Raw genomic sequence first — 12,669 nt, forward strand, 5'->3', positions numbered from 1 at the left:
CGCAACAATCATCAGGGAGGCACCTCGGTCGGAATGATACTCGCTTACGGCCGGCCGGGCCGGCTGGCAACTGGCCGCCCGCCCATGTCCGGCGCGCAGCCGGCGCGCCAACCCTCCGCGCGATACCGTTCGCCCTGCCGGCGATCAGGCCGCGCGGGCGCGGCGCACCAGCCGTGCGAGCGAGGTCAGCAGGTCCCGCGCCGCCTTCACACGCTGCGGCAGGTCCATCTCCCGCAACAGCGCGAGTTTGTGATCGGGCCGCAGTTTCACCTGCGCCTTCTGAGCCGTCACCCAGCCGACAAGCCCGGCCGGATCGGCGAAGCGGTTGCCGCGGAAGGACAGCACCACGCCCTTCGGCCCGGCATCGAGCTTCTCGACCCCCGCTTCCCGGCACAGCCGCTTGATGGCGACGACCTGGAGCAGGTTCTCGACCTCCGCCGGCACCGGCCCGAAGCGGTCGGCCAGTTCCGCCCCCATCGCATCCGTCTCGGCATCCGAGGCGAGCGCGCCGATGCGGCGATACAGCCCAAGGCGCACCGGCAGGTCGGCGACATAGGTCTCGGGGATCAGCACCGGCAGGCCGAGATTGATCTGCGGCGTCCAGTCGCGTTCGGAATCGCTGCCGTCCCTGCCCTGCCCCGCCTTGATGTCGGCCACCGCCTCCTCGAGCATCTGCTGATACAGTTCGATGCCGACTTCGCGGATCTGACCCGACTGTTCCTCGCCCAGCAGGTTGCCCGCGCCACGGATGTCGAGGTCGTGGGACGCGAGCGTGAAGCCTGCGCCGAGGTTATCGAGCGTCTGCATCACCTCAAGCCGCTTCTCCGCGGCGGCGGACAGCCGGTGCGACTGCGGCCAGGTGAGATAGGCGTATCCGCGCAGCTTGCCGCGCCCGACGCGCCCGCGGATCTGATACAGCTGCGCCAGCCCGAACATGTCCGCGCGGTGGATCAGCAGCGTGTTCACCGCGGGCATGTCGAGCCCGCTCTCGATGATGTTCGTCGCCAGCAGCACGTCATGCTTGCCGTCGCCGAACTCGGTCATGATGCGTTCGAGCTCGGTCGGACTGATGCGGCCATGCGCCTGCACCACGCGCGCCTCGGGCACGATCTCGGTCAGGCGTTCGGCGACTTTCGCCATGTCCTCGATGCGCGGCACCACGCAGAAGACCTGGCCGCCGCGGAAGCGTTCGCGCTGGATCGCTTCGCGCAGGACCACCGGGTCCCAGGGCATGATGAAGGTGCGCACGGCCAGGCGATCGATCGGCGGCGTCGCGATCACGCTCATCTCCCGCACCCCGGTCAGGGCGAGTTGCAGCGTGCGCGGGATGGGTGTCGCCGTCAGCGTCAGCACATGCACGTCGGTCTTGAGCGCCTTCAGCGCTTCCTTGTGCTTGACGCCGAAATGCTGCTCCTCATCGACGATGACGAGGCCGAGATCGCCGAACTCGATGCCCTTCGCCAGCAGCGCATGGGTGCCGACGACGATGTTGACGGTCCCGTCCTTCAGGCCCGCGCGGACCTCCGCGGCTTCCTTGGCCGTGACCATGCGCGACAGCTGCGCGACGCGCACCGGGAAGCCCTGGAAGCGCGCGGTGAAGGTGCGGGCATGCTGGCGGGCGAGCAGCGTCGTCGGCACCACGACCGCCACCTGCGACCCGCTCATGGCGCTCACGAAGGCGGCGCGCAAAGCGACCTCGGTCTTGCCGAAGCCGACATCGCCGCAGATGAGGCGATCCATCGGCCGGCCGGCGGACAGGTCCTCCAGCACATCGGCGATGGCGCGCGCCTGGTCCTCCGTCTCGGCGAAGGGGAAGCGGGCGCAGAACTCATCCCACAGCCCCTCGGGCGGCGTTGCAAGCGTGCCGTCCTTCATCCGGCGCAGCGCGGCGGTGCGGATCAGCTCGCCCGCCATGTCGCGGATGCGCGACTTCGCCTTGGCCTTGCGGTTCTGCCACGACACGCCGCCGAGCTTGTCGAGCGCCACGCCCGCCGTTTCCGTGCCGAAGCGCGACAGGATCTCGATGTTCTCGACCGGCACGAACAGCCGGTCGCCGCCGTCATAGGTCAGTCGAAGGCAGTCATGCGGGGCGCTGCTGACCTCGATGGTGGTCAGGCCCTCATACCGCCCGATGCCGTGGTCCTGGTGCACGACGAGGTCGCCTTCCGCGATCTCGGTGGCGTCGGCGATGAACTGGTCGGCGCGGCGGCGGCGGCGTGCCGGCCGGGCGATGCGCTCGCCGAGGATGTCCTGTTCGGCCGTGACGGCGATGCCATCGGCGACGAAGCCGCGCTCCAGGCCCATCACCACCAGGGCGACGATGCCTTCAGGCAGCGCCCGGGCGGTCTTCCAATCCTCGGCCACTGCCGCCGCAATGCTGTTCTCGCGGAGCAGGTTGGCGAGGCGCTCCCGCGATCCCTTGGTCCAGGCGGCCAGCAGCGGCCGCCGCTTCGCCTTCAGATGCGCGCCGACCAGCCCGGCATAGGCGGTGAAGACGTTCTCCCCGGCCGCGCGCGCATCGGTCAGCAGCGGGCCGGGACGCCCGCCGGCCTCGATCCCCTGCGCGCCCTCGGCCCCACCCGTGAAGGGGCTGAACTGCAGCACCTGGCCGCGGCCCAGCATCTCGTCCCAATCCTCGCGGTCGAGATGCAGGGTGCGCGGCGGCGCGGGGCGATAGGGCACCTCCCCTTCCGCGACGCGCACCGGCACGCGGCGCGCCTGGTAGTGGTCGGCCACCATGTCGAAGCGCGCGGTGGCGACGTCATCCGCCTGATGGTCCAGGCTGACGCTCGCACCGGGCGTGTAGTCGAGCAGCGCAACCATGCCGTCGTGGAACAGGCCGGCCCAATGCTCCATGCCCGGATGCTTGCGGCCGGCGCTGACCGAGACATAGAGCGGGTCCTCCGCCGCCGCCGCGCCGAACAATTCGCGATAGGCGGATCGGAAGCGCGCGCGGGATGCCTCGTCGAGGAACACCTCCCCCACCGGGCGCAGGCGCAGTTCCGGCACCACCTTGCCGCTGCGCTGGGTCGCCGTGTCGAAGCGGCGCAGATCCTCGATCTCGTCGCCGAACAGGTCGAGCCGCACGGGGTCGGATTCACCGGCCGGATACAGGTCCACGATGCCGCCGCGCACGGCGTATTCGCCGTGTTCCATCACCGTGCCGGTGCGGTGGTAGCCATTCGCCTCCAGGAAGGCGGTCAGGGCTTCGGGTGCGACGCGCCCGCCCTTCTTCAGGGCCATGGTCGCACCGTCGAAGGTCGCGGGCGGCGGCACCTTCTGGGCGGCGGCATTCACCGTGGTCAGCAGGATGCGCGGGCGGGCCGGCTGCTCCAGCAGGCGCGTCAGGGTGGCGACGCGCTCGGCGACGATCTCGGGGTTGGGTGAGACGCGGTCGTAGGGCAGGCAGTCCCAGGCCGGGAGGCGCAGCACCTCGACCTCGGGGGCGAAGAAGCCGATCGCCTCGGCCATGCGGGCCATGCGGGCATCGTCGCGGCAGATATGGACGACGGGGGCATCGGTTTCCGCGCGGCGACGGCACAGCAGAAGGGCGTCGAAGCCTTCCGGGGCGCCGTGGACGGTGACGGCCCTCACCGTTCTGCCCCTGGGGGCACGCCCGCACCCGTACGGCCGCATTCGGCGGCCATGCGACGCATCATGGGGGTATCGGCCTCGGGCGGGATGGGCCGGCGGCCGGACAGCCAATCGGCCAAATCCACATCCCAATGTTCCAACACGGCCTCGATTGCGTCCAACTCGGCCTCGGTGAATTCGGCGATGTTGCGCGCGACGAAGCCGCCGATCATCAAATCGGCTTCCTTGGTGCCGCGGTGCAGCGCCCGGTAGACGAGACGGCGGCGGCGGGGATCGAGGTCCTGGGGTTCGGGCATGGGCTCAGCCCTGGCATATAGAGGCCGATGGGAATCGTGTCAGCCCGACCAGATGCGACTTTGCCCCCTGGCAGCAATGCGGGCGTCAATGCGCTGACGCCGCTGATGGCGCCGATCGCCGAACTGAAAGGGGTGAAGGAGAACGAGGCCCGGCTGATCGCCAAGGCCGCGGGCGGGTCCCGCGTGCTCGACCTGCTGCTGCACCTGCCGGAGCGCTACCTGACGCGGCGGCGCATCGAACGCCCATCCCAGGCGCTGCCCGATTCCGAGGCCCTGATCCCGGTCGTCATCGGGTCCCACAAGCCGGGCCGCTCGGCGCAAGGGCGCCCCTATGTCCGGGTCCGCTGCGAGGCCGGGGGCGAGGCACTGACCGCCTTCCTGATGAACTGGCAGAAGGCCTGGGCGGAGAAGGCCCTGCCGGTCGGGGCGACACGCTGGTTCGCCGGCAGCCTGAAGGATGAGGGCGACGACTGGGTCATCGTGAACCCGCAGGTTTCGGCCAAGGCGGACGGCATCCCGGCGATCCAGCCGGTCTGGCCGCTGACCGGCGCGCTGTCCCTGCCGCAGGTGACGCGGGCGATGGGTGCGGCGCTCGTGCTGCTGCCGGAATTGCCGGAATGGCAGGACGCCCCGCTGCTGCGTCGTGAGGGCTGGCCCGGCTTCGGCCCCGCGCTGCGCGCCATCCAGGCGCCGGAGGCCGAACCCGGCGAGGCCCCGCGTCGCCGGCTGGCCTATGACGAATTGCTGTCGGGCCAGGTGGCGCTCGGCCTGGTGCGGCGGCGGTCCCGCGAACGGCCGGGCCGCGCGCTGGGCGGGGGCGAGGTGCTGCGGGCGAAGGCGCTCGCTGCCTTCGGATTCCCGCCCACCGAGGCCCAGCGCCAGGCCATTGCCGAGATCGACGCCGACCTCGCCGCCCCGCGCCGGATGCTGCGGCTGCTGCAGGGCGATGTCGGCGCCGGCAAGACGCTGGTCGCGGTCATGGCGATGCTGCGCGCGGCCGAGGCCGGGGCTCAGGCGGCGCTGATGGCGCCGACCGAACTGCTCGCCCGGCAGCATCTGCGGACTTTCGAGAAATTGTGCGACGCCGCCGGCGTGAAGGTCGCGCTGCTGACCGGATCGGTGAAGGGCAAGGAGCGCAAGCGCGTGCTGGCCGGCCTCGCCGACGGGTCGATCCCGCTGGTGCTCGGCACCCATGCGCTGTTCCAGGAAGGTGTCGTCTTCCTCGACCTCGCTTTGGCCGTGGTCGATGAACAGCATCGCTTCGGCGTCGCCCAGCGACTGATGCTGGCCGAGAAGGGCGACGCGGTGGACATGCTGGTGATGACCGCCACCCCCATCCCGCGCACCCTGCTGCTGACGCAATGGGGGGAGATGGCGGTCAGCCGCCTCGCCGGGAAGCCGCCCGGCCGCCAGCCCATCGCGACCCGCGTCGTCAGTCAGGACCGGCTGCCGGAGATCGTCGACCGGCTGGGCGACGCGATTGGGCGGGGCGAGCGCGCCTATTGGGTCGTGCGCGCCATCAGCGGATCGGAACGCGACGACTCCGTCGCGGCCGAAGATCGCTTCGCCGAACTCGGCGCCCGCTTCCCGGGCCAGGTGGGACTTGCCCATGGCCTGCAGGACATCGCGGTGCGCGAGGCCGCGCTGGCCGCCTTCGCCGCCGGCGAGACGAAGATCCTGGTCGCCACCACGGTCATCGAGGTCGGCGTCGATGTCCCCGAGGCGACCATCATGCTGATCGAGCAGGCCGAACGCTTCGGCCTCGCCGCGCTGCACCAGTTGCGCGGGCGGGTCGGGCGCGGGTCGAAGCCGTCCTCCTGCCTGCTGGTCCATTCGCCAGGGCTGACGGAAGGAGAAAAGCGGCGGCTGCTGGTGCTGCGCGATTCCGACGACGGCTTCGTGATCGCGGAGGAGGATTTGCGCTCACGCGGCGGCGGCGATGCGCTCGGCGCCCGCCAGGCGGGGCTTCCCGGGGCACGGCTGCTCGATCCCCGCGAGGACCGGGAGGAATATGCGCGGTTGGTCGAGATCGCGCATCGCGACGCGGAAGTGCTGCTGGGGCGCGACCCCGATCTGGCTTCGACGCGCGGTCAGGCCACGCGTTTGCTGCTCGCCCTGTTCGGACACGACATCACCATGGCGCCGCTCGATGCGGGGTAGCCGCCGGCGGCGCCACGGCGCGGCGCCCGAGCGGCCTCAGGCCCCGTAGCGCCAGCCGGCCTGCGTCATCTCGACCGCACCGCTGCCGCGCCGCTTCACGTTGCGCGTCAGCATGTGCCGCAGCTTGTGGGTCCGCGCGATCTCCTCGCGCCCCCACTCCGTGAAGGCATCCGGCCAGGTCTTTCCTTCCGGCGCCCTGGTCCACACATGCTCGGACAGCAGAGGATTGGTCAGCGCCTGGCTGAACGCATCCACCGCCACCATCGACATCAGCAGGCCCGGCAGCACACCATTGCCCACGGTGTCCTCCGCGAAGAGGCCGGGGTAGAACTCGACCCGGTCGGGCGTGCCGTACAATTGCTCGAGCTTGGTCTGGATCTCCTCGTTCTTGCTGATGTCCCCGAATGATTCGGCCCGTTCCATGCCGAAGGCCTCGCGGTAGTCGTTGTAGCTCGCGAGGCGGTTGGAGCGGGACTGCGTGACCGAGAGCCGCTCGATCGGCAGCAGCGGCGCCGCCGTGTTGAAAGCGCCGATGTGCCCGGCCGCGTGAGCGGAGGCGATCTCGAAGGCGTCATTGAGCCCGACGGTCAGCAGAGGGGCGTTATTCAACTGGAACGCACCCATGTCGATGATCTGACCCTTCCAGTCGAGCGTGTCCGGCATGGCCGAATGCCAGCGGTAGAGCAGGCTGAACTCGACCGTGATTCGGTTTGGGCGGTTCCACTTCGCACCCCAGGCGACGGAGGGATCGGCGCCGATGCTGAAGGGCAGTGGCGTGATGTGGTTGATGTATTCCTCGACCACCAGCTTGATGAACTGGACGATGGTGATGTTGCGCGCGGTCTGGAAGACGCGTTCGTCGTTCCAGCCGGGGTTCTGCGCCTCGAGATTGGCGGCGAGGCGGTTGTGCTCGCGCAGCAGCAGGGTGTTCATCATCGAGGTGAAGGGTGTGGAATTGGCCCGGTCGCCACCGAAGGCGAAGATAGTTTCTGTCTTGGCATAGGAAGGCGGCCAGGGCTGGTCTGGCGGCGTCTTCTGCATCGGGACCATCAGCGGCGCGTCAAGCGCCGCGAATTCTGGCTTGATGGTCTTCCTGTCGTCCTGGAACAGGAAAGGCGCGAATTCCTCATCGCCGATCATCTGTGACTTCAGCCGACCGCGCTTTCCGGCGGTTTCGGCAAGCAGGCGCAGCGCCAGCGTTTGGTCGCGGGTGCGCCCGTAGAGCGGGCAAAGGTCGATCTCGTGATTCGTGGTTGTCCGGGCGGCATTGGTCGGCAGCGTTCGGATGAACCCATCGGTCAGGTACTGCGCGAAGGCGGGGAACAGGCAGGTCGATTTCGTCGACAGGCGCTGCTTGCCCTCGGGCCGCGCGAACAGGGCCTGCACCTGTTCCCACTCCGGCAGCGCACCGAGATCCGACGGCGGCAGATGGCGCCCGAGATAGCCGCGATCGGTCAAGCCGTCCCAGCAGACGTAATCGGCGAAGGTGCTCCACGGATGCGGACGCGAGCGCGTGACGCCGACCGCGCCGTTCACCACGAAATGCGTTGCCGCCCCGTCCAGGATGGCGATGCCGTCGATGGCGTTGCCGATGGGCTTGATGATGTTGCGTTCAAACCAGCTCATGGTGCGTGCCTCCCTTCAGGCCTGCTCCTCGGTGGATACCGGTTCGGCGCGCGGCGCGCCGTTGATCTCGTGGCGGAGTACCGAGATCGCCTCATAGACGGCCCGCCGCACCCGGTTGATGCCGCCGAGAGGGCGGTGCTCCGGCAGGCAATGCCATGGGGTGAAGGACAGGTTCTCGCCGAAGCGGTCGCGCTCGGGCGTGTTGGAGACCTGCTGCGGGATGATGATGCGCGCGACGGGCACGAAGGGCGCGGCCGTCTCATCCCAGATGATGCGGGGGTCCTCGATGGGCTGGGCCTGCGGGTCGGTCTGCGGCTGCAGCAGGAAATCGAACTGCGCCGGCCCCTGCGCCAGATGCGCCGCGAGGTTCGCGCGGAGGAAGTCGGCGCCCTCGGTCGCCTCATGCGGCGACAACGGCGGGACCGGGCGCGACGACGCCTTGCAGGCGACCCCGCCGCACAACAGTGGTGTCATGGTGTGATACTGGATGTTCAGCGGATTGCGCGCGGGCTGCCGCGTGATCCGCAGGCCGGTCAGCGCCTCGCGCAGCCGCCAACCGAAGGGGTTGAGACCTGGCACGAAGAACCGCCAGTTCGGCTTCGCGGTGGTGAAGGCGACGTAATCCGCTGCGTCGCGCACGAAGAATGCCGGGAAGTTGATCTGCACGAAGTCCTGCGTGCCGGAGGGCGACCGGGCTACGCCGAGGAGCTTGATCGCCATTCCGCGACCATCCCCCTTGGCATCCGGCGCCGGGGTTTCGGACCCGTTGGAGAAGCGGATCCAGGCCTCGAACTCGCGGGGTTCGGCGAAGACGCCGGCACGCAATTCCGGCGGCACGGAATCGAGCACCCGGAAGCTGGCCTTGACGATGCCGTGCGGCTTCGGATGGGCGTCGCGTCGCGCCGGCGCATCCTGCGCCGCCTCCCGCACCCGCCGCTCGGCCTCGGCAACGATGAGGGCGATGGCCTCCGCTTCCCCTGAAGGCACCTGCTCCACGTCGCGGTCCTCCATGCTGTTGGCGCCATCGATTTTGATAACGGAACAAATAGAACCCTTGGACGATCCGCGGAAGTGAATTCGGGCTGGAACATGCGCTTCCGCATTGATGACAGCCAGGCAAGAACAGCCGCAGCTTGCGGCAGATCGCCAAGGTCGCGCCCATGTGGCAATCGCCGGTTGCCGGCGCCTCGTTGTCCGAATCGCGGCCCCGAAGGACCCCGGACTGTGACGCGACTCTGGCGATGCCGTCTTGCCCGGCGATCCACATCCCGCTCGCGGTCTTCGGTCCGGACGTCAGCATGGCCCCGCCCGACGCAGGCTAGACGCCGCAGAGCGGATAGCCGCGGTCGAAGATGCCGCAGCGCCCGCTGCATCCGGCCGCCGCAAGCACGATCCCGAGCAGCGCGAGTCGCAGGACGGCGTGGCGCATGGGGGTTCCTCTCCCGGCCTGTATCCTCGATCCGGCCGCGCACCGTCTGCGACCCGCGTTACGTGCCGGGGGGTTGCATCCCGTCCCCGCACGGGTCAAATCGCCGGCCGCCCGCAAAGCCCACCGACCGGATTGGCGACCACAGGGGAGTCCCGCCTTGCCCGCCTTGATCGAGATCGAGCGCCTGACCAAGCGCTTCGGCGCCTTCACGGCCGTGGACGATGTGTCGTTCTCGGTGGACCGGGGCGAAGTCGTGGGCTTCCTCGGCCCGAACGGCGCCGGCAAATCCACCACCATGAAGATGCTGGCCGGCTTCGTGACGCCGACCGTCGGCACCGCGCGGATCTGCGGCAAGGATGTCGTTGACGCGCCGGTCGCGGCCAAGCGCAGCCTCGGCTATCTGCCCGAAGGCGCGCCGACCTATCCCGAGATGACCGTCACCGCCTTCCTGAAATTCGTCGCCCGCATCCGTGGGTATCGCGGCATCGAGGCCGCGGAGCGGGTCGAGGATGCGATGGAACTCACCCAGCTCGAAGGCGTGCAGTTGCAGCCGATCGAGACGCTGTCCAAGGGCTTCAAGCGCCGCGTCGGCCTCGCGCAATCCCTGCTGCACGACCCGCCCGTGCTGGTGCTGGACGAACCCACCGATGGCCTCGACCCCAACCAGAAGCACGAGGTCCGGCAGTTGATCCGCCGCATGGCGCCGCAGAAGGCGATCCTGATCTCCACCCATATCCTCGAGGAAGTGGATGCCGTGTGCTCGCGCGCCATCATCATCGCGGGCGGGCGCGTGCTGGCGGACTCCACGCCGCAGGCGCTGGTCGCCGCGGGACAGTCGATGGAACAGGTGTTCCGCGACCTGACCATGCCGAAGGAAGCCGCCTGATGGGCGCGCTGATCGTCGCGCGGCGCGAGCTCGCCGGCTATTTCGCCACCCCCGTCGCCTATGTCTTCATCGTCATCTTCCTGATGATGGCGGGCGCGCTGACCTTCACGCTCGGCGGCTTCTTCGCTCGCGGGCAGGCGGAACTAGGGCCGTTCTTCACCTTCGTGCCCTGGCTGTTCCTGTTCCTGGTCCCGGCCCTGACCATGCGGTTGTGGGCGGAGGAACGCCGGCTCGGCACGATCGAATTGCTTCTGACACTGCCGCTGCCGCAATGGCAGGCGGTGCTCGGCAAGTTCCTCGCCGCCTGGGCCTTCTGTGCCATCGCGTTGGCACTGACCTTCCCGCTGGTGCTGACGGTCAACTACCTCGGCAACCCCGACAACGGCGTGATCCTCGCGGGCTATGCGGGCTGCCTGCTGGTCGCCGGGGCGTTCCTCGCGGTCGGCGCGGCGATGTCGGCGATGACCAAGAACCAGGTCGTCGCCTTCGTGCTGGCGGTCGCCGTCTGCTTCGTCTTCGCCGCGGCGGGCAGCCCGGTGGTGACCGAGTTCCTGTCCCAGCGCATGCCCGTCCTCGCCGAGGTGGCGCGCGCGGTGTCCATCACCGAACGCTTCAACAGCCTGACGCGCGGCGTCATCGCCCTGCGCGACATCGTGTTCTTCGGGTCCTTCATGGGCTTCTTCCTGTTCGTGAATGCCGTGGTCATCGACCACCGGAAGGCGGATTGACCGAGATGAGCGGCACTTCCTCCCCCCGTCCGGGCACGCGCCGGATCTGGTCCTCGGCGCTCGGCCTGGTCGCGGCCGCGGCCCTTGCGGTCGGCGTCAACATGCTGGCGGACCGGCTCGCGCCGCGGGTGCGCATCGACCTGACGCAGCAGCATCTCTACACGCTGTCGGGCGGCACGGCGTCCGTGCTGCGCGGCTTGCAGGATCCCGTGACGCTGCGGCTGTTCTATTCCCGTCGCCTTGGCGCGGCGGTACCGGCCTATGGCTCCTATGCCGAGCGCGTGCGCGCGATGCTCGAGGAATATGTTGCCGTCTCCGGCGGTAAGGTGCGACTGGAAGTGCTCGACCCCGAGCCCTTCAGCGAGACCGAGGACCGCGCCCTCGCCTTCGGCATGCAGGGCGTGCCGGTCGACCAGTCGGGCGAGCAGATCTATTTCGGCCTCGCCGGCAGCAACATGCTGGACGATGAGCGGTCGATCCCCTTCTTCCAGCCCGAGCGCGAACGCTTCCTGGAATTCGACCTGACGCGGCTGGTCTATGAATTGTCGAATCCGCGGCGGCCGGTGGTCGGCGTCATGTCCTCCCTGCCGATGAACGGCGATCCGCGCATGATGATGATGATGCGCGGCGGTCCGGCACCGCAGCCTTATGCGGTGATGCAGACCCTGCGGCAGTTCTACACCGTGCAGGATGTGGCGCTGGATGCGCAGGTCATCCCGGAGACGGTACAGGTGCTGATGGTGGTGCATCCGCAGAACCTGCCGGATGCGACGCAATACGCGATCGACCAGTTCGTCATGCGCGGCGGCAAGCTGATCGTCTTCGTTGATCCGCATTCGGAAGGCCAGGCTGGGCGCCCCGGCCCTGGCGGCCGCCCGCCGGCGAGCACCGCCTCCGAACTGAACCGCCTGCTGAATGCCTGGGGCATCGATGCGCCGAACGAAGCGGTGGTGCTCGACCTGCGCGGCGCCTGGCGCGTGCGCGCCAACCCGAATGACCGGGTGCAGGCGGTGGATTACCTCGCCTGGTTCAACATGCAGGGCGATTCCATCAACAATGCCGAGGTGGCGACGGCGCAGCTGAACCAGGTGACGGTCGCCTCGGCCGGCCATCTGCGCCGGCGCGATGGGGCGAGCATCGATTTCGTGCCACTGCTGCAGAGCAGCACGCGCAGCATGCTCGCCAATGTCGAGCGCGTGCGCGAGAACCCCGATCCGGCGCGCATCCTGGCGGAATTCCGCCCCGAGAACCTGCAACGGACGATCGCCGCGCGGGTGCGGGGCGAATTGACCTCCGCCTTCCCCGATGGCCCGCCGCCGGTCCCCGAAGGGGCGGAGCGCCCGGCCGATTTCCCTGCCCATCGCGCGCGCAGCGAGGGTGCCGCCAACTTCGTTGTCTTCGCCGATGCCGACGTTCTGGAAGACCGCTTCTGGGTGCGCGTGCAGGACTTCTTCGGCCAGCAGGTGGCCACGCCATTCAGCGACAACGGCTCGCTGGTAGCGAACCTGGTCGATACCTTCGCGGGCGGCGATGCGCTGATCTCGCTGCGGTCCCGTGGTGAATCGATCCGCCCCTTCACGGTGGTGGACGACATCCGCCGCGACGCCGATGCGCGCTTCCGCCAGACCGAGCGCGAGCTGACCGAACGCCTGCAGCAGACCGAACGCCGCCTGCGCGAACTCCGCCAGGGCCAGGGCGGTGAGCGCGGCCAGGGTGCCGCGGTGATCACGCCGGAACAGCGCGCGGAGATCGACGCCGCCCGCGCGCAGATCCTGCAGACGCGCCAGCAGCTGCGCGCCGTGCAGCTCGACCTGCGCCGCGACATCGAGGGGATGGAGGTGTGGATCCGCATCCTCAACATCGCCGCGGTGCCACTGCTTCTCGCGGTCTTCGCCATCGGCCTCGGCGTCGTGCGGTCGCGCCGGCGCAGCGCCGCGCGGTCCTGAGGGG

General features: G+C 69.2%; 8 protein-coding genes. 4 read left to right on the forward strand and 4 right to left on the reverse strand.

Annotated elements, in window-relative coordinates; translation table 11 throughout:
- Positions 1 to 144: 144 nt before the first annotated feature.
- Both mfd and AC2YHJ_RS07850 read right to left on the reverse strand, forming a co-directional pair.
- The gene (gene mfd / locus AC2YHJ_RS07845; protein WP_487395151.1) at positions 145 to 3,636 is read right to left on the reverse strand and encodes a transcription-repair coupling factor; all 3,492 of its coding nucleotides are present in this window, start codon (positions 3,634 to 3,636) and stop codon (positions 145 to 147) included.
- Complete coding sequence (locus tag AC2YHJ_RS07850; protein WP_487395152.1) at positions 3,591 to 3,890, reverse strand: succinate dehydrogenase assembly factor 2; 300 nt, start codon at positions 3,888 to 3,890, stop codon at positions 3,591 to 3,593. Before AC2YHJ_RS07850 ends, mfd begins: the two co-directional genes overlap by 46 nt.
- Positions 3,891 to 3,917: 27 nt before the next feature.
- Between AC2YHJ_RS07850 and recG the strand changes: the two genes are divergently transcribed.
- Positions 3,918 to 6,050, forward strand: coding sequence for an ATP-dependent DNA helicase RecG (recG, locus tag AC2YHJ_RS07855; protein ID WP_487395154.1), 2,133 nt, complete (start codon positions 3,918 to 3,920; stop codon positions 6,048 to 6,050).
- 36 nt (positions 6,051 to 6,086) lie between these two features.
- Here the strand turns inward: recG and AC2YHJ_RS07860 are convergent, their stop codons facing one another.
- Together AC2YHJ_RS07860 and AC2YHJ_RS07865 are read right to left on the reverse strand one after the other, a co-directional pair.
- Complete coding sequence (locus AC2YHJ_RS07860) at positions 6,087 to 7,676, reverse strand: peroxidase family protein (RefSeq protein WP_487395155.1); 1,590 nt, start codon at positions 7,674 to 7,676, stop codon at positions 6,087 to 6,089.
- A gap of 15 nt (positions 7,677 to 7,691) precedes the next feature.
- Positions 7,692 to 8,687 carry a catalase family protein gene (locus AC2YHJ_RS07865; protein ID WP_487395157.1) on the reverse strand — a complete coding sequence of 332 codons (996 nt, stop codon included), beginning with the start codon at positions 8,685 to 8,687 and terminating at the stop codon, positions 7,692 to 7,694.
- 575 nt (positions 8,688 to 9,262) lie between these two features.
- On the opposite strand from AC2YHJ_RS07865, the gene AC2YHJ_RS07870 reads away from it, so the two are divergent.
- From AC2YHJ_RS07870 to AC2YHJ_RS07880, 3 genes are read left to right on the forward strand one after another with little or no spacing between them, the layout of a single operon-like run.
- Positions 9,263 to 9,991: an ABC transporter ATP-binding protein gene (locus AC2YHJ_RS07870; RefSeq protein WP_487395159.1), complete on the forward strand. Its 729-nt coding sequence runs from the start codon at positions 9,263 to 9,265 to the stop codon at positions 9,989 to 9,991.
- Positions 9,991 to 10,719: an ABC transporter permease subunit gene (locus AC2YHJ_RS07875; protein WP_487395161.1), complete on the forward strand. Its 729-nt coding sequence runs from the start codon at positions 9,991 to 9,993 to the stop codon at positions 10,717 to 10,719. Before AC2YHJ_RS07870 ends, AC2YHJ_RS07875 begins: the two co-directional genes overlap by 1 nt.
- A 5-nt stretch (positions 10,720 to 10,724) precedes the next feature.
- Positions 10,725 to 12,665 (forward strand): GldG family protein, encoded by a 1,941-nt coding sequence (locus AC2YHJ_RS07880; protein ID WP_487395163.1) that lies wholly within the window; start codon positions 10,725 to 10,727, stop codon positions 12,663 to 12,665.
- The last annotated feature ends 4 nt before the right edge of the window (positions 12,666 to 12,669 follow it).

This window comes from Roseomonas sp. SRI_022, assembly GCF_057586215.1.

Excerpts from the sequence above, each read along its gene's own strand:
- mfd (WP_487395151.1), bottom strand. The coding sequence starts at position 3,636 with ATGCGGCCGTACGGGTGCGGGCGTGCCCCCAGGGGCAGAACGGTGAGG.
- AC2YHJ_RS07850 (WP_487395152.1), bottom strand. The coding sequence starts at position 3,890 with ATGCCCGAACCCCAGGACCTCGATCCCCGCCGCCGCCGTCTCGTCTAC.
- recG (WP_487395154.1), top strand. The coding sequence starts at position 3,918 with ATGGGAATCGTGTCAGCCCGACCAGATGCGACTTTGCCCCCTGGCAGC.
- AC2YHJ_RS07860 (WP_487395155.1), bottom strand. The coding sequence starts at position 7,676 with ATGAGCTGGTTTGAACGCAACATCATCAAGCCCATCGGCAACGCCATC.
- AC2YHJ_RS07865 (WP_487395157.1), bottom strand. The coding sequence starts at position 8,687 with ATGGAGGACCGCGACGTGGAGCAGGTGCCTTCAGGGGAAGCGGAGGCC.
- AC2YHJ_RS07875 (WP_487395161.1), top strand. The coding sequence starts at position 9,991 with ATGGGCGCGCTGATCGTCGCGCGGCGCGAGCTCGCCGGCTATTTCGCC.
- AC2YHJ_RS07880 (WP_487395163.1), top strand. The coding sequence starts at position 10,725 with ATGAGCGGCACTTCCTCCCCCCGTCCGGGCACGCGCCGGATCTGGTCC.